22 protein-coding genes are annotated in these 24,376 nt (G+C 45.3%); 8 read left to right on the top strand and 14 right to left on the bottom strand.

Annotation, left to right across the window (positions count from 1 at the left end):
- The first annotated feature begins 506 nt into the window (after positions 1-506).
- Positions 507-1,343, top strand: coding sequence for a metallophosphoesterase (locus tag QUA07_RS08205; protein WP_333323997.1), 837 nt, complete (start codon positions 507-509; stop codon positions 1,341-1,343).
- 94 nt (positions 1,344-1,437) lie between these two features.
- Here QUA07_RS08205 and rppA read toward each other — a convergent pair whose 3' ends face one another.
- From rppA to QUA07_RS08190, 3 genes are all read right to left on the bottom strand, one after another.
- A complete protein-coding gene (gene rppA, locus QUA07_RS08200; protein WP_333323995.1) occupies positions 1,438-2,124 on the bottom strand; it encodes a two-component system response regulator RppA in 687 nt (228 codons plus the stop codon).
- Between the two features lie 52 nt (positions 2,125-2,176).
- Positions 2,177-2,827, bottom strand: a complete 651-nt coding sequence (locus tag QUA07_RS08195) for a glutathione S-transferase family protein (protein WP_333323993.1) — start codon at positions 2,825-2,827, stop codon at positions 2,177-2,179.
- A gap of 132 nt (positions 2,828-2,959) precedes the next feature.
- The gene (locus QUA07_RS08190; RefSeq protein WP_333323991.1) at positions 2,960-3,217 is read right to left on the bottom strand and encodes a hypothetical protein; all 258 of its coding nucleotides are present in this window, start codon (positions 3,215-3,217) and stop codon (positions 2,960-2,962) included.
- A 198-nt stretch (positions 3,218-3,415) separates the two neighbouring features.
- On the opposite strand from QUA07_RS08190, the gene hisG reads away from it, so the two are divergent.
- Positions 3,416-4,060, top strand: a complete 645-nt coding sequence (gene hisG / locus QUA07_RS08185) for an ATP phosphoribosyltransferase (RefSeq protein ID WP_333323988.1) — start codon at positions 3,416-3,418, stop codon at positions 4,058-4,060.
- Between the two features lie 401 nt (positions 4,061-4,461).
- Here the strand turns inward: hisG and QUA07_RS08180 are convergent, their stop codons facing one another.
- From QUA07_RS08180 to QUA07_RS08170, 3 genes are all read right to left on the bottom strand, one after another.
- On the bottom strand, positions 4,462-5,919 hold the full coding sequence (locus tag QUA07_RS08180) for a response regulator (protein ID WP_333323986.1): 1,458 nt from the start codon (positions 5,917-5,919) through the stop codon (positions 4,462-4,464).
- A 226-nt stretch (positions 5,920-6,145) separates the two neighbouring features.
- Positions 6,146-8,359, bottom strand: a complete 2,214-nt coding sequence (locus QUA07_RS08175; RefSeq protein ID WP_333323984.1) for an ATP-binding protein — start codon at positions 8,357-8,359, stop codon at positions 6,146-6,148.
- 842 nt (positions 8,360-9,201) lie between these two features.
- The gene (locus tag QUA07_RS08170) at positions 9,202-9,915 is read right to left on the bottom strand and encodes a DUF1997 domain-containing protein (protein ID WP_333323982.1); all 714 of its coding nucleotides are present in this window, start codon (positions 9,913-9,915) and stop codon (positions 9,202-9,204) included.
- Between the two features lie 121 nt (positions 9,916-10,036).
- Here QUA07_RS08170 and QUA07_RS08165 point away from each other — a divergent pair, with 121 nt between their 5' ends.
- Both QUA07_RS08165 and QUA07_RS08160 read left to right on the top strand, forming a co-directional pair.
- The gene (locus QUA07_RS08165; RefSeq protein WP_333323980.1) at positions 10,037-10,696 is read left to right on the top strand and encodes an NAD(P)H-binding protein; all 660 of its coding nucleotides are present in this window, start codon (positions 10,037-10,039) and stop codon (positions 10,694-10,696) included.
- A 297-nt stretch (positions 10,697-10,993) separates the two neighbouring features.
- Entirely contained in the window at positions 10,994-12,280 is a 1,287-nt protein-coding gene (locus tag QUA07_RS08160; protein WP_333323978.1) for a glycoside hydrolase family protein, read from the top strand.
- Between the two features lie 250 nt (positions 12,281-12,530).
- On the opposite strand, the gene QUA07_RS08155 is transcribed toward QUA07_RS08160, so the two are convergent.
- Entirely contained in the window at positions 12,531-12,923 is a 393-nt protein-coding gene (locus QUA07_RS08155) for a hypothetical protein (protein WP_333323976.1), read from the bottom strand.
- A gap of 265 nt (positions 12,924-13,188) precedes the next feature.
- On the opposite strand from QUA07_RS08155, the gene QUA07_RS08150 reads away from it, so the two are divergent.
- Positions 13,189-13,389, top strand: a complete 201-nt coding sequence (locus QUA07_RS08150) for a hypothetical protein (protein WP_333081539.1) — start codon at positions 13,189-13,191, stop codon at positions 13,387-13,389.
- Between the two features lie 254 nt (positions 13,390-13,643).
- Here QUA07_RS08150 and QUA07_RS08145 read toward each other — a convergent pair whose 3' ends face one another.
- Positions 13,644-13,892, bottom strand: a complete 249-nt coding sequence (locus tag QUA07_RS08145; RefSeq protein WP_333213079.1) for a hypothetical protein — start codon at positions 13,890-13,892, stop codon at positions 13,644-13,646.
- A 171-nt stretch (positions 13,893-14,063) separates the two neighbouring features.
- On the bottom strand, positions 14,064-14,408 hold the full coding sequence (locus tag QUA07_RS08140) for a hypothetical protein (protein ID WP_015174589.1): 345 nt from the start codon (positions 14,406-14,408) through the stop codon (positions 14,064-14,066).
- 207 nt (positions 14,409-14,615) lie between these two features.
- Here QUA07_RS08140 and QUA07_RS08135 point away from each other — a divergent pair, with 207 nt between their 5' ends.
- Positions 14,616-16,124, top strand: a complete 1,509-nt coding sequence (locus tag QUA07_RS08135) for an SGNH/GDSL hydrolase family protein (protein WP_333323974.1) — start codon at positions 14,616-14,618, stop codon at positions 16,122-16,124.
- Positions 16,125-16,430: 306 nt separating this feature from the next.
- Here the strand turns inward: QUA07_RS08135 and QUA07_RS08130 are convergent, their stop codons facing one another.
- The 5 genes from QUA07_RS08130 to QUA07_RS08110 all read right to left on the bottom strand — a co-directional run bounded on the left by QUA07_RS08130 (position 16,431) and on the right by QUA07_RS08110 (position 21,087).
- Positions 16,431-17,243 carry an MlaE family lipid ABC transporter permease subunit gene (locus tag QUA07_RS08130; RefSeq protein WP_333323973.1) on the bottom strand — a complete coding sequence of 271 codons (813 nt, stop codon included), beginning with the start codon at positions 17,241-17,243 and terminating at the stop codon, positions 16,431-16,433.
- A 225-nt stretch (positions 17,244-17,468) separates the two neighbouring features.
- Positions 17,469-18,503, bottom strand: a complete 1,035-nt coding sequence (locus tag QUA07_RS08125) for a patatin-like phospholipase family protein (RefSeq protein ID WP_333323972.1) — start codon at positions 18,501-18,503, stop codon at positions 17,469-17,471.
- A gap of 93 nt (positions 18,504-18,596) precedes the next feature.
- Positions 18,597-19,217: a methylthioribulose 1-phosphate dehydratase gene (gene mtnB / locus QUA07_RS08120; RefSeq protein ID WP_333323970.1), complete on the bottom strand. Its 621-nt coding sequence runs from the start codon at positions 19,215-19,217 to the stop codon at positions 18,597-18,599.
- A gap of 249 nt (positions 19,218-19,466) precedes the next feature.
- The gene (locus QUA07_RS08115; protein ID WP_333323968.1) at positions 19,467-20,135 is read right to left on the bottom strand and encodes an HAD-IB family phosphatase; all 669 of its coding nucleotides are present in this window, start codon (positions 20,133-20,135) and stop codon (positions 19,467-19,469) included.
- A gap of 133 nt (positions 20,136-20,268) precedes the next feature.
- On the bottom strand, positions 20,269-21,087 hold the full coding sequence (locus tag QUA07_RS08110; protein WP_333323966.1) for a Crp/Fnr family transcriptional regulator: 819 nt from the start codon (positions 21,085-21,087) through the stop codon (positions 20,269-20,271).
- Positions 21,088-21,450: 363 nt separating this feature from the next.
- Here QUA07_RS08110 and QUA07_RS08105 point away from each other — a divergent pair, with 363 nt between their 5' ends.
- The gene (locus QUA07_RS08105; RefSeq protein ID WP_333323964.1) at positions 21,451-22,431 is read left to right on the top strand and encodes a DALR anticodon-binding domain-containing protein; all 981 of its coding nucleotides are present in this window, start codon (positions 21,451-21,453) and stop codon (positions 22,429-22,431) included.
- A gap of 372 nt (positions 22,432-22,803) precedes the next feature.
- Positions 22,804-24,339, top strand: coding sequence for an MFS transporter (locus QUA07_RS08100; protein ID WP_333323962.1), 1,536 nt, complete (start codon positions 22,804-22,806; stop codon positions 24,337-24,339).
- The last annotated feature ends 37 nt before the right edge of the window (positions 24,340-24,376 follow it).

Raw genomic sequence — 24,376 nt, 5'->3', positions numbered from 1 at the left:
TTGAGATTGCACTCACTTTTTTCACTTCTCTATTTTATTGCGATCGCATTCCTCTTTAAAAACTGTCCGGAGTATTGTTAAATAGCTTAATTGGTAGACCTCGAAAAACTGCACAAGTATAAATACTTATCGCAAAAGTGACATGCTCCCGATCGGCACCAATCTCAGCTTTGACAATTGCTAAAAGAATATAGATGCGGGGCGGGGAATGCCAGTCTGAAGAGAATTGATCGCGTTTTAAACAGCTTGTTACGGAAGTCATAATTTTATAATAGAAATGCTGTATTAGTTGGGCGGGTAATACCGAAACAATTTTGCAAGAAAGTCTAACTAAAAATTGGGCATTTCTGTTTGAATTCTCTTGAGGAAATTCCACTTTTTGCGTCCCGGACTGTAGTCATTAGTCAGAGGATATAAGGAAAAGGGAAGAATATCTAGTTTTGCAGTCTTGCCTGTTTATTTGCTAAGCTAGAGGTGGCGCTCTGTAACCAATAAACCTTAGATTTATGCACAGGTTATTAACTGGAAAACTGCGAGTAGAGTATTTAACAATACCCATCGCCAATCTTCCAGCAAATCTATCCGGTACTAAAATTGTACAGCTTACAGACTTTCACTATGACGGGGTGCGACTGTCGGAATGGTTGCTAGAAGAGGCGATTGCAGCAGCCAATGAAGCCGAACCAGACCTGATTTTTTTAACTGGTGACTTTATTAGCTATGACCCCGCACCTATTTACGGCTTAGTGCAGCGATTGAAAAACTTGCAAAGTCGGGTGGGAATTTACGCGGTTTTGGGCAATCATGACCACTATTGGCCGGAGGCAAAAAGAGAGGTTACTAAGGCTTTAAATAGCGTCGGAATTCGGGTTTTGTACAACGAAGCAATCTATCCTTTGGGCTCTGAATTGGCTTTAGTTGGGTTAGCAGATTTTTGGTCGGGCGATTTTGCGCCTAAACCTGTAATGACATCCCTAAATCCCGCGATTCCTCGGATTGTTTTGTCTCACAATCCTGATACTGCTGAAAAGCTGCAAAATTGGCGGATTGATTTGCAGTTTTCTGGGCACACTCACGGTGGTCAAATTGTTATTCCTGGTATCGGCCCTTTGTACGCTTGGGTCAGAAAAATTGGCTATTTTATTCCTAAACGAATCCGAAAGTTCATTCCTTTTGTGTCGGCTTGGGATCGAGTAGTTACTCACTGGGAATGGGCTAGCGGTTTGCATCGGGTTGGGAGTAATTTGCTGTACGTGAATCGCGGTTTGGGGACTTATGCGCCGGGAAGGCTATTTTGTCCGCCGGAGGTGACAGTAATTACTTTGGTTTGTCAAGATACGTAAAGGCTTGTGTAGGGTGCATACTTTCCCGATAAAGGAAGAAGGAAGAGGGAAGAGGGAAGAGGGAAGAAGGATTTTTGTACAATTTCTATGATTTTTAATTGGCTTCTCCAAAGCGATAGCCTCTGCCGTAGACTGTGTGAATTAGCACCGATTCGCCCGGGGCTTCTATTTTGCGGCGCAGCAGGCGAATTTGAGCGGCTAATACATTGCTGCTGGGTTTTTCTGTTTCACTCCACAAATACTGGTGGATTTGTTCGTGTGTTAGCAATTGACCGGTATGGCGCATTAAGTATTCTAATAACTGACATTCTTTTTCTGATAAGTCAATTGTACGATCACCCCGATAAGCTAATTGATTGTCGTAGTCTAGCTGTAAATCTGCAACTTGCAGCCGCCCGACAGCAACCTCGGCATCAAAAGTAGGAGGCCGCCGCAGCAAGGCGCGGACTCTGGCTAGCAGTTCTCGCAGTTCAAAAGGTTTGACTAAATAGTCGTCTGCACCGGCGTCGAGTCCTTGTACGCGATCGTCTACGGTATCTTTGGCGGTGAGAAATAGCACTGGCGTACTCCTTCCTTGCGATCGCAACTTCTGGCAAATTGCCAGTCCGGTTTGTCTCGGCAGCATCCAATCCAAAATTAGCAAATCGTAATTGCCCTGCATTGCTAAATTGCTGCCACTTGCTCCGTCAAATGCCACATCAACTGTATAACCTTCGCGGCTTAAGACTCGACTCAAAGGGTCAGTTAACTCAACTTCATCATCAACTAAAAGAATCCGCATCCTGATTTCAAATTTGAGATTTGAGATTTTAGGTTAAGTAAACTGATTTTTCCTAGATTTTAATGTGTGGAATACTTTCCGTTTCGCTGTAAGCTGCTGCTACCCATTCCTGGATGGCAGGCAAGAACAAAATCGCATCCGCATAAGCTTTTGTTACTGAATCTAATTTAACTCCGTAGGTGACAAAACGCATCACAACGGGGGCAAACATAGCGTCAACAATTGTGAATTTTCCGAACAGCATATTACCACCTGTTCCGAATTTTTGACGGCATTCGCGCCAAATGGAAAAGATGCGATCGATCTCTGCTTCTACACCGGGAGTCATCCCTTCTCCCGGATAGCGGTTGCGGCAGTCCATCGGCATATTTTCGCGCAAATTTGAGAAGCCCGCGTGCATTTCGGCGCAGATGGAACGGGCGATCGCCCGTTGGGCTACATCTGTGGGCCACAAATCATGTGCAAAGCGTTCTGCAACGTATTCGCAAATTGCTAAAGATTCCCACACTTTCAGATCGCCGTCGATTAAAACTGGCACTTTTCCCGAAGGAGAATAGCGCCGAATTTCCTCATGCGTTGTCGGCCAGTCTAAGGGGATTCTCACCTCGGCAAATTCCAGTCCAGCTTGTTTCATCGCCAGCCAAGCGCGCAGCGACCAAGAGGAATAATTTTTGTTGCCGATTACCAGAGTCAATTTGGTCATAATGTAGCTGTTAGCTATTTCCGATCGCCCGTGCAATTTTAAGTTTTAGAGTTGAATATACAAAAGCGTGACACACAATGGCGATCAGGCGATCGGCTCGTTGTCTGCACCAGTCTCTGCAAGCATTTTACATTAACAGCCTCCCAGCGTTCCGCGTTTTTCTGCAAACTGCGATCGGGGGGCGCGATCGAACACGCTGGATTTCATATGAGATGAGAAGCCTCTGTCCCTGGGGATTCTGGCGTGGTTAGCGCTAGGTACAGCTACTGTATAGTCCATTTCGTCCCTCTCTACACCACCGCCTGAGAGGATTTCATCTACTGTAATCTTTTTCAGGGAATCGGGGTCTACACTGTGAAAATTCCCGTCAAATTCTTGATTGTTTTCCATACCGACCGCCATTGAAAAACGTGACGAAATAAAAACTTACTAAATATAATATATACCCAAACAAAGGATAGAGCAATACCCGAAATTTATTTTTCCCTAGGAACTCTATGTGTTATTCTGAGTTTGGTAAAAGCTGTTTATGCTTAGGCCGCGCTCTCCCCCTTCCAAAATTAAGAAATTTACCCTCTAAAAATTGACATGATTACTGTTGCACTTCCCAAAGGCGGATTGTTAGGAGATAGCATTCGGCTGTTTAAATCGGTTGGATTAGACTTCAGTGCTTTTCTCGATTCATCTAACCGACAACTTCAAATATATGACCCGACAGGCACTGCCAAAGCTTTGCTAGTAAGGACGCACGACGTGCCGGTTTATGTGGAATACGGTCAAGCGGATTTGGGGATTGCTGGCTATGATGTTTTGCGGGAAAAAAAGCCGAAAGTTGCTAATTTAATTGATTTAAAGTTTGGCAAATGTCGGCTGTCGGTGGCGGTGAAGGAATCTAGTTCTTATCGACGAACTGTGGATTTGCCTCCTCACGGTAGAGTTGCTTCTAAGTTCGTACACTGTGCCAGGGAATATTTCCACAATTTGAATTTGCCGGTGGAAATTGTGCCGCTTTACGGTTCTGTGGAATTGGGGCCGATTACGGGTATGTCGGAGGCAATTGTGGATTTGGTTTCGACTGGCAAAACTTTGCGGGAAAATGGTTTGGTGGAAATTGATGTTTTGTTTGAAAGTTCCGCTTATTTGATCGCTCATCCTCTGAGTTACCGTTTGAATGCGGGGGGGGTGAATGAGTTGATCGGGAAGTTGAGAGAGCAAGTTTTGACGACTGTTTGATGCGAACTCCAATTACAGTAGACTTATTGCATAAATCCTTCATTGATAGGGAAACCATAGACGCAACGCAGGATAGTGGGGGACTTTTGCAATAAGTCTAAACTATTGTAGGGTGGGCTTGTAGCTGGGAGCATCTCATATTTGTAAAAACACTTCTTCTGGCTCCTTCTTTCTTCCTTCTTCCTCTTTCCTCCTGATATCATTTCCGGTTACACTCATACATGATGTTGACGGTTGACGGTTGACAGTGGACAGTGAACAGTCAACCGTCAACAGTGAACAGCGAACTTGAATTTACTATTCCGATGCTAACGGATTTGATATGACTCCTAACTCCAATTTCTAGCTTAGCTGCTTTCATTGAGATGCTCCCCTTGTAGCCCGCTCTAAAAGTTAAATCTTTATGAAGTGCTATTTGCAGGTAGTAAACCTAGTTTTTCCTGGCAGCGATTTATATAAAAACGGACGACTGTATCAGCAGGGTTTTGTTCGATTAGTTGCTGAAAATATCCCAAGGCTGCGACAAATCTTTCGGATTGCCATCCTTGAATTCCTTTGTCAAATAAACCCTGGGTAAGCTGCTTTGCCTCCGAGTCGGGACAGGAGGCTGCCCAGATTTCGTAGATTTCAATAGCTTGCTGCTTGCCGCGCGGGGTTACTCGATCGATCCAGCGATAATAATAATTGTTGCTGGGCAAATGGCTGTCAGCAGCAGTCGCCCCAGAAGTAGAAATAATACTCTCCTGTGTTTCCACTTCTAAGTCGCACTTTAATAATAGACTTTCTTTTGAGTAGGAGTTGGAACTTATGCCATTTAGAAATTCTCTCGCACGAACGATCGCATTTTCGCTAACAATAATTTGGCAACCGTATATTTTAGTTAAATTTTCTAACCGAGAAGCTGTATTTACCACATCACCGATGACTGTAGAGTCCATGCGGCGATCGGAACCCAAAGTGCCGATCATGCCGATACCTGTGTTAATTCCCGTACCAATATTGACGGGAGATTCTAAATTGTATTTATGGCGACTGGCATTAAATTCTTGCAAAGTTTCTTGCATTGCTACTGCGGCTTCGATCGCATTCATGGCGTGAGAATGAGGCTTGTCAAATACTGCCATGATTGCATCGCCTAGGTATTTGTCAATAAACCCGCCGTGAGACGTTATGCACTCGTTCATTTTAGTAAAAAAAGCGTTCAACCATTCAAAAGTCTCGCGAGCTTGTTGAGATTCGGCGATCGTAGTAAACCCGCGAATGTCGCAAAATAAAACAGTCAGCTCTTCTTCTGTGACATTGCCCAACTGAATAGATTCTATTCCTTGCGGCGCAATTCGTCCGAGAAGTTGCTCTGGCACAAATAGCTGAAATTTTTCTGAAAGATATTCGTTGGCTTCCCAAGCGGCGGCGATTTGGCGTTTGCTTTGCTCTTTTACCTGCTGGTGGAATTGGGAAGATACAGCTTGCGATCGCATTTGACTCAACTGCAAAATATTTTCAACTTTTGCCAGCAACAAACGACTGTTAAAAGGTTTTGTCAAATAATCATCGGCCATCATTTCTAACCCTTTGATGCGAGACATATCGTCATCGAGGGCAGTTAAAAAAATCACCGGTACAGTTTGCAATGCCGTATCCTTACGCAGGCTCTCGCACACATCAAAACCGTTCATCTCCGGCATCATAATATCTAATAAAATTAAATCGGGTCGAGATGCCCGGGCAAGGGAGAGGGCTTCAGCGCCAGATAGCGCTGATACTGTAGCGTATCCTTTCATGAGCAATAACTCTTCCAGTAAAATCAGATTAGCTGGCTCGTCATCAACCAACATGATGCAGGGCGACTTGTTTGACATGGAATATGATATAATATATTGAATTTAGCTCGGGAGTTGCGCGTGGGGAAGCTCGAAAACTGGTTGATTCCTATATTTCTCCTTACTAAACTCGATATTTTTGGTAGGAACCGGATTTCGGAGGCAAGTGCGGGCAAGTCATATAGATATTTATCTACTATTGAGTTTAACCTTTCTTGTTATCAATTATCATAAAGGGCAGTGCTGGAACTGCAAATAATTATTGTTAGCCAAGAAAAGAACGGACTGTAGCGATCGTCAAATTCAAATCCAGTGGCTTACTCAAATAAGCAGAAGCGCCAGCTTCCAAACATCGCTCACTGTCACCGGGCATCGCCATCGCCGTCACCGCAATCATCGGTACCGAATCCCAGACAGGATCTGCTTTCACTCGGCGCATCAACTCAAAGCCGTCAACATCCGGCAACTGAATGTCCATCAAAATTAGATCCGGCAGCAACTCCGGGGCTGCTGAGGCGGCGAGAATACGATCGGCCATCGCCTTCCCATCCGCGAGTATCTCTACCCCGTACCCCTCCAATTCCATCACCTCAGAAATTAACATTTGGTTAAAAGGCTGGTCTTCGACAACCAAAATCCGCTTCCTGGCAATTGGTAAAGCAATCGCAGAAGCAGGAACTAACTTGGTATCCAAAGCACAAGAAGCAAAGTTTCCCAACTGTTGACGCATCTCCGTCAAGGGCAGCCAAACGCGGAAAAGACTTCCCCGATCGCAAACAGATTGAAAAGAAACAGTTCCCCCGTGCAATTCTGCCAGACGCTTAGTCAAAGCCAAACCCAAACCTGTACCTTCGTGCCGCCTAGTCAGCGAAGAATCCACCTGTTGAAAAGGTCGAAATAGCAAGTGCCAGCGGTCTTGAGGAATGCCGATGCCGGAGTCTTTAACCTCAAAACAAAAATAAGGAGTGCTGGCATTTACAGGAGAACAATCCGGCCGGTAGTCGCCGTTTATTTCACTGCCGTAGACCAGACGCCCGCTGAGTTTAACTTGTCCCTGTTCAGGGGTAAATTTGATGGCATTGGAAAGTAAATTAATTAGAATTTGTCGCACTCGCCGTTCGTCGAGCAAAACGTTAGTAATGCGGTAGTCGAGTTCTAAAGACAAACTGATCCGCTTTTTGTCTGCCCGTGGCTGCATCATTTTCATACAGTCTGTCGCAAGTTCTTGAACGCGAACAGGCTGTAAGTTTAGTTCTACTTTCCCGGCTTCAATTTTAGAAAGATCGAGAATATCGTTGATTAGCTGCAACAAGTGCTGGCCACTTTTTTCGATCAGTTCTACATAGTTGATTTGTCGATCGCTCAACTGTCCGGCCGTTTGCCGCAGCAGCAAGTCAGAAAAGCCGAGAATGCTGTTGAGAGGCGTCCGCAGTTCGTGGGACATTGAGGCTAAAAACTCGGATTTCAACTGAGAAGAATACTCTAATTCTTCGTTAACTTGGCGCAGGTTCTCTTGTGTCTGAGCCCGCTCGATCGCCGCCCCCAGAGTCCGGCAAGCAGCCTCCAGCACTTCTTGGTGGACGGCGGCTTGCAGTTTTTTGATGTTGCGGGACTCCAGCGTCAGCACTCCGATGATCGTGCCGTTGGTAGCTGCGATCGGAAAAATGCCGAGTTGTCCGATTCCCGGATGCCGAAATTCCGGCACGGCATTGGGATGTTGGGCATAATCCTCGACAAACACAGGTTTACCAGTTTTCACCACTTCCCACAGCAAACCGATGCCGTAGGGAATGCCTTGGTCGAGCAATTCTTGCATTCCTGCGACTACGGGTTCCCCGTAAGTAGCCAAAAATTGACTAGAAACTTGGTTGGAAATCGCCGACGCTTGGCGATCGTTTCCTTTGCCGTTAATCACCTTAACATCTCCGAAAGCTGCATTCATTGCCTCAACTAAATAGGTGAGGGCAAACTGACCTATTTCTTGCAAACTGTCAGACTTTTGCAGGCGTTCGGTTAAACCTAAAAGAAAGCTCAGCCGCCTGACTTCTGCGTTCAAGCTAGCTTGGGAGTTTCGGTATACCGTAACGTCTCTAAAGGTAAACAGCCGTCCGCCGCTGTTGGTAATCGTGGCGCACACCTCCAAACAAACCGCATTGGATTGCTCGAAATAAAATGATAAACTTTCATGCTGAGATTTTTCGAGTGCTTGCTGAAACTCTTGCCACTGTTGAACAGACAAATAACCCCGATCGACAATTTCCGCAAACAGTAAGTGGCACTTCGGCTTTGTTTCCAGCCATTCTGGGGACAGTCCCCAGATTCCCGCCAATTTTTTGTTAAACAAAACTAAGCAGTCAGACGAGTCGAACAGAGCGATCGCATTGTCTACTTGGTTGAGAATCAGTTCTTGGTCTGCCCTCAACTGGTGCAAGTCTCTCTCCATTGTCTCTGTGTGTGTAGCTCTTAGTTTCGTTGTCATAACTTTCTAGGGATATGGCAAGAGTTATTTTATAACCCCTTACTTAAGGTGACATAATTTTAGGTTTTTGGGCAGTGAGGGCGATCGATCTGCCTTGTGATCTGAGACACTTGCTGGTTTCGGAGGGCGATCGGAACCCGCTTTGAACTGCGTCGGCTACATTGCTTAATCATGAGGAAATAAGGAGGGAAAGCATTATGACAGAAGCAGAATCTTTTAATAACAATGCTCTCGAACTTGATGGCATCTGACTTGAAACTATTGTGTCTAACCCTGTGCTAAATTGACCCATAATAAAAACTAATTCCGGTGATAAGAAATCAGCATATAGCAATTGTAAATCATTTGTGAGTTTCTTACGGACTCCCAGCGGGTTCGGGGAGGGTTGGAGTGGGTAAAAAAAATACGACTCCTGCAAGGATTGCTATATGTCAAATGCAATCATGACCTTACCCTTAAATTTTATTAGCAATAACTTGATGATAGGGATTAACTGCTCAAGCAAGTATTGGATTCAAAAACATAGGCATAAGGCGCCCCCTAAGCACCCGGAGACAGTGATATCAGTTTCAAAAAAGCAACTGTAGACTCGTGATCCCAACCCATACACAATCAGTTATTCCCAATAATTTAATCTACCATTGTGCGAGTGAAAGTTCACGCAGAAGTCTAACTTATGAGTAGTGTGTGCAGTGCAGACCCTACAAATGTGAGTTAAGCTAATCCGCATTTAAATTGCAGAGTAAAATAAATCTTTACTCTTGTGGGGAGTAGGGGTTGGGCAGGAGATCCCGCACTTAACATACAATTTAAATGCAGTACAGCTTAGAGCGTAAGTCTCGTTAATGTTTCTTAGGATTTTTCGGAAAAGGAATGCCCAAACTTTCGTGAAAAACAACCTGAGTTTTATAAGTCAAGCGCCGGTTAACTTGTTTGATGATTTTTTCCAAAAGCGCATCGCCGGTTTTTTCTATTAAAGGTTGAGACATCGATCGAATAAACTTAGGAAAGCAAACTCCCACAGCCAAATCCAGCTTCCACGTAGTAATGGTAATCGCAGGCGGCAGCTTAGCACGTTCCGAGCTCGGCCAATCGGCGGCAAATTCCTGAGACGGTATCTCCACTAGCTTCATTGCCGATCGAAAATCCACTTCATACCCAGGCGAGGTATAATCCGGAACCGGAATAGTCTTAATCAAATAGCAGCCTTCAGCATCCGGCGGCAGCAACTCTAAACCAATTCTCGCTTCCACACGGTAGCCGAAAGCCCCAAAACGCCCGATTAATAAATCATAGCCGTTTTCTCCGAGCGGCTCGGCCTTCATCGGCGAAGCGCACTGGCAAAACCAAGTCTTGTGGTTGTTCAAATGCTGCGCCACCGTCTCCGCATCGGCATACATCTCCATGCTGTCTTCAAAATGCGTGTGAAACCAAATCGGCTCAACTTCCTCTCCTGCATCCGCGCTTCCACTTTCCGGCTGTTGGAAACTCCCATCTGGGCAGTAATTTTCGTCAGAAGCTTCAACAGTTTGATATTCAGCGGAATCCTGCTTCATTGTATGCTCTCCTGTTATACACGCCAATCGATCCGGTTGGGGATGTGTTAAGGAAGTTTCCTCCCTACAATTGAGAAATTGATAGTAACAAAACTTACCCTAATTCAGCATAACTCGACTTATGAAAGCATTTGTAGCAGGAGCCACAGGTCAGACTGGTCGCCGCATCGTCGCAGAATTGGTCAAGCGAGGTATTCCCGTGCGCGCCTTAGTCCGAAATCTAGACACAGCTAGACAAATTTTACCACCGGAGGCTGAGTTAGTTACTGGTGATGTATTAAATGCGACTTCCCTGGGCGATGCTATCGGCGATAGTACGGTATTGCTGTGTGCGACAGGGGCGGCCCCTGGTTTTGACCCGACAGCGCCTTACAAGGTGGATTTTGAAGGTACTAAAAATTTGGTGGATGCAGCTAAGGCTAAGGGCATTGAGCATTTTGTGCTGGTGACTTCTCTGTGCGTCTCTCAGTTTTTTCACCCGCTAAATTTGTTCTGGCTGATTCTCGTTTGGAAGAAGCAAGCCGAGGAGTATTTGCAAAAAAGCGGCTTGACTTATACGATCGTCCGTCCGGGCGGTCTCAAAAATGAGGATAATTCAGATGCGATCGTCATGACTGGTGCCGACAAAATGTTTGAGAGCAGCATTCCCCGCACCAAGGTAGCCCAAGTGTGCGTGGAGGCGCTGTTTCAGCCCACTTCTGGCAACAAGGTTGTGGAAATTGTGGCGAAGTCGGAGGCTCCGCAAAAGAGTTTTGAGGAGTTGTTTGCCAGTGTGATTTGATTGAATTAGCCTCGCTTGGGTTCGGTGCGTCAGACCAAAAACACTTTGATTTGGATCTGAGATGTTGCACCATTGTCAAGAACAGGCTTTCCGGCCTGTTCCACAAAAAGTGCATTTTCTTGTGGGGAGTAGGGGTTGGGCATCCTGCCCGCCCAAAAAAGGCTTATCGAGAATGGTGCAAGATGTGAGTTGGGTCAAAGATTGGGGCTGACGCACCCTACAACAATTTTCCGATCGCCAAATCTGGCAAAATCTTAATAGTTTTACGATTCGCCGTTAAAATTTCCCTCTCTCAGCATGAAAACTCTCAAGTGGCCAGCTTGGTTCCCCTATCCGATTTCGTGGTTAAGGGCATTTGCTCTCGCTCAGAGTTTTAGTTTTGTCCTTCGCCGGGGCATTCCTTTTGTCAGCGACTATATCGGCTTTCTGACTCTACTGCTGGCGGCTTGGCTGATTCAGTTGCCTTTGTTTTTTGTGTTTCATTTGTTCGCCGTCAAAATATTAAATCCCTTACTAATTATGCTGCCGGGGCGCTTTCGCGTGGCGCGCAAGTTCAAGCGCCGGCATACGGGTATTCGATCGCACTTGCGAGAAGGCTTGAATGCTGTTGTAGTGATTTTTTTTGCCTTTAATCTGTCGCTGTTGGTGCAACTTGCGATTTTTTATTGGCCAGCGCGATCGATCGATCCGGCCCAGTTACTAACAGGAATATCTACTCTGACCAATGTTGCCGTAGCGGGTGAATTAGATTTCTGGTTGAGCAAATTGGCGGGGGTTTTATCGAGTCTAACGCTGGTAGCCGCGCCGCTATATCAATACGATTTTCGGGTGCGCCGGATGCGGGCGGCGCGAAAATGGGTCGAAATTTCGGAAATGGAAATGACTTTGCTGGAAGCTGAGAAATTCGGCCGTCGAAAAATAGGTTTGCTGAGGCGATCGGAGATTCAAATCCTCGGATTTATACTTTTAATCGGCGCTGTGATTGGCGGCGGTGTTTTTTTGGTTGACAGTTTGCGGGGAAATCAGCAGTTATCGCAGTCGGTAAGCGGGGTGGGAAAATTTCCGCCGCTGGCTATAAAAACCGGAGATCCTTACATTCGAGCCCTGATGCGAACTATTTCTGCTAGCGAGTCGAATGTTGCTCGACCTTATCACGTTGTTTACGGTGGCAAATATATATTAGATTTGAGCCGCCATCCTGACTGGTGCGTGAAGATTGTTAATGGCCCGAATCGAGGCAAGTGTACTACGGCAGCGGGCAGGTATCAATTTCTGACTACGACTTGGAAGGAGAAGGCTAAGCGCTATCAGGCACGTCGTGCTAATTTTTTATTCTGGGAAGATTACAGTTTTGAACCAGAAGATCAGGATGCTGTGGTTTATGCTTGGTTGAGCGATCGCAAGTTTTGGAAAGCTGATATTCCTGAGATGTTGCGCCAGGAAAGATTAACTGATGTATTGCGGATGCTTTCGGGAACTTGGACGAGTTTGGGATATGGAATTGAGAACAATTCTATGAGTTCTCGTTTGCCGAAAGTCTACCGGGAAATGCTGCGGGAAGAATTGGAAAATGCTGGTTCTTAGGGAGTTAAATGTTGGCTGTTGACTGTTGACTGTTGACTGTTAACGAATGTTATTGGTTATTAACAAGCCAAAGCGATTAAGAAATAACCACTAACAAGTAACGAATAATATCGTTTCCGGTTGCATCGGGATCATAAAATCGAGTCAACAGTTAACACTCAAATATTCAGTTTTTCGACACATCCTTCAACAGTCAACAGTCAACAGTCAACAGTCAACAGTCATTCCGGTGTAACCGGAATTGATATAACTAATCCTTCAATTGTGGTAAAAATGCGGTCAAACATTTGTACAAGTCTAATCCCGGCCCTGCTTGCAGGGGATAAAGCCTGTCGAAATTAATGGGGTTTCCCGGTGCTAATTTCCACTCGGTTTCCTGTGCTGTTTTTGGGGAAATTTCGATCGCTACCGTGATGTTAATAATGTTGTTGTGCTGGGGGATGCCCCGGAAGCAGTAACTTTTGCCCGTGCGTTTGTCGGAATCGCTGCCGGTGATGTATCTGTCTTGTTTGCGAAATTGGATTTCTCGAAAAGGTCGATCGATCGCAAAGGAGTCTCGGTAGCGGTAGTCTCCGTCGCGCAAGCTTTCGACAGTCGGCTGGATTTGACTTATAAGTGTTGCTGTACTAAGAGTTAGCATCATTGATCCGCGTTCCTCCTGTAAAATCGGTGATTTTGATTGCTGGTGTCTGTGTCGTCGCGGGCGATCGGCTTAAACAAACCAGCCGTGTAACAAATTAATAAAAGCCGTTAAGCAGTTTAAGTTGATCCCTAGCTATCGTGAATAATTATTTCATGGTTTCATCTCTGTTACCTATCTGAGTAATAATAGAAACATACAGCAAGCCGTGAGAAATTTTACGGGCGCATATTTAGGGATTAATTGACGATACTGCGAGGATACTGCTATGTTGTGCGTGACGCGAGAAACAAGAAATTTAGGGCGGCTGGAAACCGAAAATTCCCAACGGCGAGGCTCTTTCACCTCTGCGTCTAAAAGTACCCGTATTCTGCGATCGCGAGTTTACAAAGATGAGGCTCTGGTGTCGGCTGCGCTAGCGGGACTGCCAGCTCTTTTGGCATCCCTCGAAAGCTTTCGCGAGGAGTAGAACCTGGCATTTTCTATTGCTATATATTGCGCGTGGATGCTTGTGATAGCGGCTGCCAACCGAGCAAGGGCTGTTTTGATTGCACCTAAAATCCTCCTCGATTTGAGTAGAGTTTTGCTGTGCTGAACTATTGCAAGACTCAGAAACCTGGTTGTTTATACAAAAACATTTTTACAGCCCTTTGTTATGGTATGAAAAATGGTATAAAAACCAGGTTTATTGGTATGTGTCCGTACGTCTTGTGTTAACAAAATTTATTTGTCAGTGTCATCGGGTGCGATCGATGCCTCTACCTCTTGGGAGGAACGGCTTAACATAGAGTCGTGCAGGTGTTCGTTGTGCTGCCTTTCTTGAGCCATTAATTCTCTGGCTTTTTCTTCAGCAATTCCCTCGCCATGTGTTTCTAGCTCGTGGGAAGAACGGTTGAGCATAGAGTCGTGCAAGTGTTCGCTATGCTGCCTTTCTCGTGCAATTAGTTGTCTAGCTTTTTCTTCGGCGTTCATGGTAGTCTCTCCAAGTGTTTGTGAGAACTGATTCTTATATTAAGATGCCACAATTCGAGGGTAAATGTAGCAAGATTAACATAAATTTTTACAAAAAATTGTAGAAAAAAATGTATAAAAAAAATTGAGTTTGCTGGCGGTGGGTATGGGGATCGGTGGTTGCTGAGGTAATTATTGCCAGACGCCGGAAAATATATTCTTGACTGCGATCGCAATTCGATTTAAGTCTTCCTTCAGCAGCGGCGGCCAAGAAACTCCTCTGCGGAGTCCAGCTTCAAATTGCTGCAAACCTTCTACTGACAGTAAATGCAGTGCCGAGATTAATTGTCGATCGAGCATTGGAGATTCTTGCAGCCCTTCAAACAATATTTTTAAAGCTAATAAAATCGATGTCACCTGTCCGGGTACGGGCGGTTGACCTTGTTTGAGACGCATCAGGAAGGCGTCGGGATTTTTCTTGGTTTCCAGGGCGGTTCCTTGGTCGATCAGAAAACTGCGGGCTGTTTTGTAATCCATTTGACGTGCGATCGATCGGAGTGCAATTAATTAGCAGGCATTATATCACTTTTTGTCGCGCTCAATTTGGTAATATATTTCCATACAGCCTACACTACAGCTACTCGTGAGGTTCGCCCATAAGCAGGTTACAGCTACTGATAGACGCGTAGCATTCATCCCACAGCCACCTTAAGCGAAGTGAAACGGACAGGGAAAAATAAAACAATGGCAAAACAAGGAAATAGCAGAAAATCCAAAAAAATTTATCGCTACTTGTGGCTGATTTTTTTGTGTCTGAGCTTTCTGTTAGTTCCGCTCATCAAAAAAATAGCGGCCGATACGCCATTCCCCCCACCCGCTCCTATGGAAAATAGTGCTACTTTTGGAGCGAGGATTCAAAGGACGATGGGGCTACTTGCAGCTAGCACTCCAACAGACCGCCGCCAAGTGCGTATCCTATTCTACGGTCAATCCATCACAGAACAAGATTGGTGGAAAGATGTAGTAAAGGATTTGAGACAGCGATTTCCCAATGCAGATTTGATTGTGGAAAATAGAGCAATCGGAGGATTTTCCGCCCCGATTTTAATCCGTCCCAGCGAACACGATTTGTATCCTTTTTATCCAGACTTGCTCATTTTTCACGTCTACGGAGGCGGTGAAGATTACGAAGCCATAATTGCCAATGTCCGCAGCCGCACTGCTAGCGAAATACTCTTGCATTCAGACCACATCGACTGGATGCCGACAGGCAACAGCGACGATCCAAATTCAGTCAGCAGATACGAATGGCACAACACTCATTCTACTCAATGGCTGCCGGAGTTGGCCGATAAATACGGCTGCGAAATCGCGGAAATTCGCGAACCTTGGCGCAGGTATTTGAAAGATAATCGCTTGCAGCCCAAACAGCTATTGAGGGACAGCATTCACCTCAACGATTGGGGAAACTTTCTCCTAGCTGCTCTGATAAAACCCCATCTGCGATACAAGCCAAATTCTCCTCAACCGCCGCAGGATTTAGTGAAAACCTATACAGTTGGCAGGGATGTTAAGTGGCAAGATGGCAAGTTGGTTTTAGAATTTGAAGGGAATAGAATAGATGCGATCGCCGATAAAACCTTTAACGGCAAGGCAATTTCTGCTAGAATTGCGATCGACGGCAAAAAACCCTCAGAATTTCCTGAACTTTACACCATCACCAGACCTAGCCTTAGCCTTGGCGTCTCTTGGCCGGCAATCATCCAAGTATCCAGCCAAAAACCGCTAATTGTCGAAGATTGGAAAGCCATAATTACTGAGATTAACAGCGACGCTAGCAAGTTTAAATTTGACGTTGTAGGTTCTAAAACAGGTTACGACGGCAGCGGTACAAACGACGAAATGTTTGTCTCAAACTCTGGCCGCGTCGTGATTGAGCCGAGAAACTGGTGGCTGAAAAATTCTTATGAAGAGTCTAAAAAACCGACGCCTAAAGGCTTTGAAATTTCCTGGCAGGTGCGACCAATGTTTGTTGATTCATACGTCCCTCCACAAATTACAGATTCAAGCCGCGAGTATTATACAACATTGGCTCAGAATTTGAGCAACTCCAAACACACCCTCGAAATCGTTACCGAAACAGATGGGAAAGTGCCTATTCAGGCAATTCGAGTGTATCGCCCTCCTTTCTCCAATCTCCCATCGGAAGTTGAGAGTTTTCAACCGCAGATATCAGCGGATGAACACGGATGAACGCTGATAAAATTGCGTCAGCGTTTATTTGCCTTCATCTGTGGTTTAAAAAATCTTTATGTTGATTTTATAGCAATGGCATTGGCGGCGTAGGGCGTTGATGATTGTTCAAATCATTAATATTTAAGCATCTTGACCAAGAATTTCTTGATGGTACTCGCCACGTGATTTATCCATGGAATCAATCCAAAATCTCAAATATAAAATCCTCAAGCCCCCGCATTTATCCCTGGGGTCAATCCAAAATCTAAAATCTAAAATCTAAAATCGAATGACTCCTGACTCCTGCTATAATCGCCAAGATTATCAACTTCTCATAATCCCCAACTCGTAAAACATCAACAGCGATAAAAACAAATCCGCCACAAAAATAAACACCCACGAAGTCACCACCGCAGCCGTTGCAGCTTGACCTACTCCTTTCCCTCCGCCCACCGTCGTCAATCCCCAACCGCAACCGACAAGGGCAATTATTAACCCAAAAATAAAACTCTTAATCGCCACAGTTACTAAATCCCAAGGCCCCAAAGAAGTCCGCACCGATTCCAAAAATACCGATGGTTCCAAATTATAAAAATCAACCGCTACAAATAGCCCGCCCAAAATCCCCACTGCTACTGCAAAAATTGTTAAAATCGGCAGCATGATGCAGCAAGCTATCACCCTCGGCACTACTAAATAATCAACCGGATTTGTCCTCAACATATACAGGGCGTCTATTTGTTCCGTCACCTGCATTTCTCCTATCTCTGCCGCAAAAGCGGAACCGACTTGTCCCGCCACCACGCCCGCTGTTAAAAGTGGTGCTAATTCGCCACAAAATGCCACAGCAAACGCACCTCCCATAGCCCCAACCGCCCCAAAGCGTACCAATTCTCTGGCTGATTGAAATGTAAAAATCATGCCCCCAAAAAAGGCTATTAGTAGCACGGATCGGAAAGAATCCAGGCCTACTGTGACTAAATGTTCCATGATTTTGCGGCTGTCAATTTTGCCTTGGAGTATGCGTAGCAGAACTTGGCCACCCAGGAACAACGTCACAAAAAAACGCTGAAACCACCTGTTATTGAAGGTTTCATCTAAATGTCGATCGTACTTTTCTTGGTCTTTTTTAACCAATGACGGAGGGCTCGCGATTAATTGCAAACAGGGCGAGGCACTGCCACATAGAGATTTTCGGCAATCCTACAGCAATTATTGCACGATTTGTCAACATATATTTTCAGTCTGCCTGCCCTGCGGTTGGTTTACTCTACCTTTTTAGATTTTTGATTGGCAGTGATTGATTCTGTGGTAATCATCACTCATTTCCCAATCTAAAATCTAAAATCTAAAACCCTAGGACTACTCCGCAAGTAATAAGTCGATAAACTTATCCAACTGTTCATTATTCTTGTCAGCTTGCTCTTTGCCAATTCTCAGCAGGTCTGATATTTTCTCTTCCGAGGCATCATCAATCTGCAGCGGTTGTTCATGGCTCAAATCGGGAGTAATTCTCAAATATTGATTCGGTCTTTCAACCGCATCATAAATTTGGATGAGTTGATAATTTACAGTTTCCGCAACTCCCGTCATCATGATATTAATTAAAGGCTCAACCCACTCAACTTGACCCCAATTTTTAACTTTTTCGTAGGGAAACTTTTTCTGAGCTTCTCCAGTTCCCAAGGATAAAATTACCATATCTTTGGCTGTCGGGCTTTTTTCGGGGCTATCGTCAGGAATTCTGAATTTATTTCTAACTTCTGCATAGGCACAAAGTGCCGGATTGTTTGCGAATACTCCCCCGTCAATTAAAGCATAGCATTCATTGCTAAACGAGTAGATTTTAGAAACCTCAAAATAAGAGGGAGCTGCCGATGTGGCTCTGACGATATCTCTAATAAAATAGTCTTCTGCTGGACCTTTTTTAGCATCTATTTGATCGAAAAAGTGAGCTTTTCTCCTTTCGATGTCGTAACTGGAAATTAAACAAGGTTTTAGCAGTTCGCTGAGTTTGTAATCTCTAAAATTTTCCCAAAATAATTTTTCTAAGGGATCGCTGGGATATTTCTCATCTCTCAAACCATCTAGAGATCTGACTTTTTGCCACAATGAAGTCTGGAAAACGTCGCGGCCACTCTTAATCGAAAAATTAACAGCGTCTTGGGCCGCCCACCGAGGCCTGCTGGGATTTTCGGCATCGGGACACAAATAGATGCAAGTTAAAATTCCTCCCGCACTCGTGCCGGCGATTAAATCAAAATAGTCAGCTATTCTCGCATCTGGGTTGCCACTTTTTTGTTGCAGCTTTAACTCAACGCTAACTAAAACTTGCGCGGGAATAATTCCTCTAATTCCGCCTCCATCTATCGATAAAATCCTGGTATATTTAGCCATAAATGTTGTCTATTTTGGACGTTTGCTCGTTTCCTAATTTCAAATTCCTAAGCCTCGGAATTCATGCACAGCTCAATCTCTACTATCAAATCTTCAATCTAAATTTAATTGGCGGGCTGCGATCGTATAGCGAAAAATGTATTCTACAATTTCTACGTAATTGTAGGCAGCGGCTGGCGAGTCTGCCCAGACTGTGATGCCGTGATCGCGAATTAACAAAGCGGGTACAGAGGGCGCACAAATGGCAAAGAATTCGCAAATTTCCTTGGCTATCTTAGGGACTTCTAAATAATTTGTAAAGAGGGGTATCGACACTTGCGGGTTTTCCTCCCACACCCCCAAACCTTTCAGCATTTCGATCGCGGGTAAAGGCACTGCATCTCCTACAGTCAGCCGAGAAACTAAATTTGCCTCGATGGAGTGGACGTGATAGCAAGCTTTAGCGTCTGGAAAACAATTGTAAACGGCTAAATGAATGCTGGTTTCGGCCGAAGGGCGGCTGTCGGCAACAGGTTGCTCGACAATTGCGCCGTCTGAGCTCATTCTGATAAAATCTTGTTCAGTTAACTGCCCTTTCGCACGGCCGCTAGCAGTAATCCAAAAACTGCCATCGGGTAAGCGGGCTGAAAGATTACCAGCAGTCCCAACCATCCAACCGCGATCGTAAAAATGTTTGGCTGCTGCAATTAAATCTGATCTTAAATCGCCACTCATTCTTTACAAATCCTCAGTTTTTAATCTACTTTTTGCGTTAATAGAAATTGTGCTGGCCTATCTAAACGTAGGGTAATCCGTACACACCTTATATCAAATTCGGTAGCATCGGACTTATCTGCACGGGGGCGGGTTTATTATATTGTTTATTATGGGCAATTTATTGTTGGTGAACCCGCCCCTACAAAATTTAACATCATACAATACCGAGGCAAACGGAATTTATATTACCTGAGAAAGGCGATAGTTTCAATTCCATTTTTGGGACAAATTTTCCAAAATGTCAAAAAAATTATCCCATTTAGTATAAGGCTTTTGTTGTTCGTCTAGATACTCGGCAAGCCGATCGCGCGCAAACACCGACGAAGCCTGCAAAGCCATATTAAAGTCCGTCAGCGAATCTCCAATCGCCACCTGTTCCTCGGCCGGGTGCTGGCCCATCACCCGCACCTTAGACACCAATTCTTCATCTCCTTCAAACTCAGAATTGACTTGCAAGCGAGGGCCACTAGCGTCCACATCCACAGCGTAAATAACGCTCGCCCGCTTTACCAAATCGCCCATTACCGTCTCTACCATAATCCGAAGACCGCCGGAAACGATCGCAAAATCTACCTTTTTCTCGTCCAAAAAATCCAGCAATTCCAACAATCCCGGCCGCATCAGCTTTCCCCTAGAAAATTCCACAATTTCCCCGTAACGTTCCGAGGGAATAGACTCTAGTAACTGCCGCACTCCCGATCGCAAACTCAGCCTTCTAGCGTATATTTCAGGCATCAGTTGAGACGACAGTTCCGGTGCGAAATGCTTGAGCATTGCCACAAAAGTTTCTTCAACAGTTATCGTGCCGTCAAAGTCGCAGAATACCACCCGTTGCTGATTGTTCGGGATTGAAGATTTTTGCTTGTCATCGGTCATTGTCAGTCGCACCTTTCAAGAACGGGAAAATTTTACACAATTCATCCTACACTGTCGAGTGATCGAGCGCGACTGCCCAAAACTAATCGTGACGCGCTGTTTGTTAGCAATTTCCCGCCGGATTTTATGCAGATTATTCGAGAGAATCTTCATCATCCAGGGAATCTTCATCATCCAGGGAATCTTCATCTTCCAGGGAATCTTCCAAGGAATCTTCTACGTCCTGCTTTTGGTTTTTTGTCTTTTGGGGGTTAGACTTAGCCGGCAAACAGATTAAATTATCATCCTCAGTATTAATCAAACCTTTCGATCGCAACTTACCCATCAGCCGCGTCACCGTCACCCGCGTTGAGCCGATTGCGCTGCCAATTTGAGCGTGCGTCAAAGTCCAAGGCAGCCGGTAGCCCCGAACCACCTCTGGTTCGTCGTCACCTACGTAAGGTTCGCCGAACTCCTCGATCAACAAAGTGAGAAACCCCAACAGTCGGTCGATCGTCCGGCGCTGTCCCAAAGTGCTCAGCCAGAGCAGTTTCCGCTGGTGTTGGTAACGAAACGCATCCAAAATTTCTCTACGAAAGTGAGGCCAATTATCCAAGTCGTGCCAATACATCCACACTACGTGAGTTTGATCGGCATGAGCGTAAGCTTGGAGAGTAAACGGAGACTGAGCAACGAGTTCAAAGGGCTGACCGGCACCGACGAAGCCCAAAAAAGCTTCTTCTGTAGTTTTGTCAGCGGATTTTGACTTTGCCGCTGCGGCGCTAACTTGAGCGCTGCCTACGAGCCGCACAGAACCTTTCTGGACTAAATAGAGCAGTCCGGGTCTTGCCGGAATCCGCTCGTCTTTGCTAAAAGTCCGGCAGCGGTAGTGTTCCTGGGCCCAGTCGATAATTCGCTGCCAAGTGATAAAAGGTCGATCGATAGTCTCTAGATGTGTGGAAGTTGATTGCATAAGTGAGGCTCTGGGATATATTTAATAGTGTAATAGTGAGAAAAACAGCTTTTGCCAGCAATGCGATACCAAGTGAGACAACCAACCCCCGAGCGAGCTTGCACGCTTCTTAACTGTGCTGACTTTTCTTAGTTTTACCGAAAAATTCAATGTAGCAAAAAATACATCAAAATGGTAGAGTTCAGCAAAAAATTTGTCGTAAATTATTGTATATTTAGCAAAAAAATCGCTAGAAAACGTATTAATTCGATTTAGCGCCGATCGGGGGAGCCGATCGACTATCTCTGACATCAGCAGTTTAACGTACAAGAACAGTGGAAGTGGTAACAGTCGATCGTTGCTCTTACGGTAGGATGAGCCGATATGGATACAGCAAGTATGGAGCAGTGCCCGGAAGTTACAGTGAAGTGTTTCTTGCTTTCCAGGTTCCAAAGCGCGATCGCCCAGCAAGAGGCACTAGGGAAAATTCCATTAAATCTCATAGGTGACACCATTCTCAAGAACGGGCAAGATGCCCATTCCACAAGAGATGAATTTTCTTGTGGAACAGGCAAGATGCCTCTTGCTAAACAAGTAATTGAGAATGGTGCAATATTTCCGTTAAATCGGAGTAAAGATAGCGCCCGGGTGCTGTACGTGTCTGCGATCGCCCTGAAATTGGCTAAAACTTGGCAGCAGACACCGCAGACAATTGCGACCGAGTTGGCCGAAACTCTCGAACCGCTGTGCTACCCAGATTTCGCCGTTAAAGTCGCGCCGGCGGGAATTATTGAGCTGGAGTTGACTGATGCAGGTTTAGCCGTCTGGTTGCAACGTTTAGCTCAAACGAACCTCCCAATTCCCGAATCTAGAATATTATCTCCTGTTATGTGTGCCGATCGACTGTTTCCCATTCAGTACAGCCACGCGCGCTGCTGTTCCCTGCTGCGAATGGCCCACCGCGATCGCATAATTGTGCTCGCCCAGCCAGATGTCACTACAGCGCCACAAATTTGGTCGCTGGCAAGTCCAAATCCTATCCCTTGGATTGACGAGGGCGATCGACTGCGATTAGTGCATCCAGCCGAACGCAGTTTAATATCGCAACTGTTAACAGTGCTAGACAATATATATCCTATTTTTGAGGTAAAAAACCGCGAAAAACCTGTCAATGATTTCAAATTAGCCAGTAGTTTGAGCGAAGCATTTCAGACTTTTTACACCCACTGCCGAATTTGGGGAGAAGTCAAAATAAGACAGCCAAAACTCGCCCAATCCCGATTAGGTTTAATATTAGCAACTCAATCTTTGTTGCGATTTATCCTAGAAGAGTTATTGAGCGCCCTTGCTCCTTTAGAACTTTGATTTAATCCTCATTATTTTTAGCAACATTTTTTCCTACTCAGAGGTGGCTTTCCCCAAGTTCCCTTGACTTCTTCCATCGGAAAATTTCTCTATTTTATCTGGATCGCGATGAACCATGCAGTAAGCTAATGTCGCATAGAAAATTTCTCAAAAATTAGCTATTTCTTGACAATTTTCCATCACTGATTAATAAAATTAATTTCTTTTATCTAAGTTGGATCGTCTTATTTTATTTTATTTTTTGAAGTAATCTTTCTTTGGGGTTCTTATACTGAGGATTTTTACCTGACCTCTATGGCTGTGCTCCTTAAAATACTTAATCTTATATTATACAATTAAGCTGCTACACAGCTTATCTATTGGCTATCCAGTATGCTCGAAAAACAAGAAAAAGAATACAGCTTAGTAGGAACGAATCCTCTCCCTCTTCAGGAAGAAATCCAAGAGGATATAGCCTTACCAGAGACGGTACTTCTGACCAATCGACCTCTAAAACTTTCCAAACCGGAAACTCGGTCAAGCCTCAGAGCACTAACTTTGGACGGTGTATTTGCTACGCTTTTTTACAGCATCATCGGCGGCGCGTTGCTCAGTAATTTCTTGCTCGATTTGGGGGCTGGTCCAGTGGAAATTGGTATGCTCGCCTCCATTCCTCAACTGGTAAATTTGCTCCAACCGTTCGGAGCTTATATAGGAGACCGAACACAGAGCCGCCACTGGTATTCCTTCTGGATTTTCGGAATGTCCCGACTGCTGTGGCTGATTCTCGTGCCAGCCCTTTGGTGGGGAGGCTCATTTCATCTGGCCCAACATCAGCTAGTGCAGTTGACATTGGCAATCATCTGGGTAAGTCAAGTCTTAGAATCTTTAGGTCGTGCTTCCTTCTTGAGCTGGTTAGCGGCGTTAGTACCTCAGCGGTTGCGCGGGCGGTATTTTGGCTTTCGCAATAGTGCTGTCAGCTTGACGAATCTCATTGGTGTGCCGTTGCTGGCTCTAGCGGTATCGAACTGGCCCGGTGGAAAGCTCCAAGGTTACAGTGCCATCTTGGTTTTAGGAATTGTGCTTGGCCTCATCAGTCTAGGTTGTCAGTTCTTTATGACCGATGTGAACCCCAAGCTTGTACACGTCACGCATTTAGATACAGGCGAAAAATCATCCACAGGGCCAATTTTTAGCTTTCTCAAGGAAGCCAATTTTTTAAAGTTTTTGCTTTACTCGGGTCTATGGAGCTTTGCCGTTAACGTCAGCGCGCCCTTCTTTAACCTTTACTTGCTGGATGACCTAAAGATAGATGTCAGCGTGGTAACGCTCTATAGCAGCTTAGGTGCTGGTGCTAACTTGCTGATGCTGGTTTTTTGGGGCCAACTGGCTGACCGGGTTGGGAACCGCCCGATCATGATAGTAGTGGGAATCTTGGTGGCTCTGACCCCTCTGCTCTGGCTAGAAGCTGGAACGGCTCCAATTTTCCTATGGGTCTGGTTCCCGCTGTTGCACATCATCGGCGGTGCAACGTGGGCGGCGATCGACCTGTGCAGTGGTAATCTCATGATGTCGGTGACACCACTACGTAATCAGTCGATATACTTTGCGATCGCAGCTGCGGTTCCTGGTGTCACTGGGGCAATGGGAATCACCCTTGGTGGCTTTATCGCTACTTTGACCAATCTCGGTGGCTTGCCAGGGGTGTTTGCCCTCTCAGCCGTCTTACGACTGGCGGCTCTCCTGCCCTTGGTTTTTGTTCGCGAGCAGCGTTCTGTGTCTGTGGGTAAGTTTTGGCTGCTCTTGTTGCCAGCTTGGTGGAGAAGAGTGGCGATTGAACCTGGAGACATCAGGTTTCAACCATTAATTGTTGAAGAGTTGGACTGTCCGCCTGAAAGCTCATGCGATCGCTCTTCAACTCTTGATTGATTGTAGTCCGACAATAATTCATAAAAGAGTTGATTAA

The organism is Microcoleus sp. T3_A4 (assembly GCF_036700465.1).
Lineage (GTDB): Bacteria > Cyanobacteriota > Cyanobacteriia > Cyanobacteriales > Microcoleaceae > Microcoleus.
The sequence above is the reverse complement of the archived record's forward strand: the minus strand, read 5'-3'. Positions and strand labels throughout refer to the sequence as shown.

What these genes read in the sequence shown, in the direction of transcription:
- QUA07_RS08205 (WP_333323997.1), top strand. Translation starts at nt 507, where the DNA reads ATGCACAGGTTATTAACTGGAAAACTGCGAGTAGAGTATTTAACAATA.
- QUA07_RS08170 (WP_333323982.1), bottom strand. Translation starts at nt 9,915, where the DNA reads ATGAAGCAGGATTCCGCTGAATATCAAACTGTTGAAGCTTCTGACGAA.
- QUA07_RS08140 (WP_015174589.1), bottom strand. Translation starts at nt 14,408, where the DNA reads ATGGATTACAAAACAGCCCGCAGTTTTCTGATCGACCAAGGAACCGCC.
- hisG (WP_333323988.1), top strand. Translation starts at nt 3,416, where the DNA reads ATGATTACTGTTGCACTTCCCAAAGGCGGATTGTTAGGAGATAGCATT.
- QUA07_RS08180 (WP_333323986.1), bottom strand. Translation starts at nt 5,919, where the DNA reads ATGTCAAACAAGTCGCCCTGCATCATGTTGGTTGATGACGAGCCAGCT.
- QUA07_RS08160 (WP_333323978.1), top strand. Translation starts at nt 10,994, where the DNA reads ATGAAAACTCTCAAGTGGCCAGCTTGGTTCCCCTATCCGATTTCGTGG.
- QUA07_RS08150 (WP_333081539.1), top strand. Translation starts at nt 13,189, where the DNA reads ATGTTGTGCGTGACGCGAGAAACAAGAAATTTAGGGCGGCTGGAAACC.
- rppA (WP_333323995.1), bottom strand. Translation starts at nt 2,124, where the DNA reads ATGCGGATTCTTTTAGTTGATGATGAAGTTGAGTTAACTGACCCTTTG.
- QUA07_RS08175 (WP_333323984.1), bottom strand. Translation starts at nt 8,359, where the DNA reads ATGACAACGAAACTAAGAGCTACACACACAGAGACAATGGAGAGAGAC.
- QUA07_RS08110 (WP_333323966.1), bottom strand. Translation starts at nt 21,087, where the DNA reads ATGCAATCAACTTCCACACATCTAGAGACTATCGATCGACCTTTTATC.
- mtnB (WP_333323970.1), bottom strand. Translation starts at nt 19,217, where the DNA reads ATGAGTGGCGATTTAAGATCAGATTTAATTGCAGCAGCCAAACATTTT.
- QUA07_RS08135 (WP_333323974.1), top strand. Translation starts at nt 14,616, where the DNA reads ATGGCAAAACAAGGAAATAGCAGAAAATCCAAAAAAATTTATCGCTAC.
- QUA07_RS08190 (WP_333323991.1), bottom strand. Translation starts at nt 3,217, where the DNA reads ATGGAAAACAATCAAGAATTTGACGGGAATTTTCACAGTGTAGACCCC.
- QUA07_RS08100 (WP_333323962.1), top strand. Translation starts at nt 22,804, where the DNA reads ATGCTCGAAAAACAAGAAAAAGAATACAGCTTAGTAGGAACGAATCCT.
- QUA07_RS08115 (WP_333323968.1), bottom strand. Translation starts at nt 20,135, where the DNA reads ATGACCGATGACAAGCAAAAATCTTCAATCCCGAACAATCAGCAACGG.
- QUA07_RS08145 (WP_333213079.1), bottom strand. Translation starts at nt 13,892, where the DNA reads ATGAACGCCGAAGAAAAAGCTAGACAACTAATTGCACGAGAAAGGCAG.
- QUA07_RS08105 (WP_333323964.1), top strand. Translation starts at nt 21,451, where the DNA reads ATGGATACAGCAAGTATGGAGCAGTGCCCGGAAGTTACAGTGAAGTGT.
- QUA07_RS08195 (WP_333323993.1), bottom strand. Translation starts at nt 2,827, where the DNA reads ATGACCAAATTGACTCTGGTAATCGGCAACAAAAATTATTCCTCTTGG.
- QUA07_RS08155 (WP_333323976.1), bottom strand. Translation starts at nt 12,923, where the DNA reads ATGATGCTAACTCTTAGTACAGCAACACTTATAAGTCAAATCCAGCCG.
- QUA07_RS08125 (WP_333323972.1), bottom strand. Translation starts at nt 18,503, where the DNA reads ATGGCTAAATATACCAGGATTTTATCGATAGATGGAGGCGGAATTAGA.
- QUA07_RS08165 (WP_333323980.1), top strand. Translation starts at nt 10,037, where the DNA reads ATGAAAGCATTTGTAGCAGGAGCCACAGGTCAGACTGGTCGCCGCATC.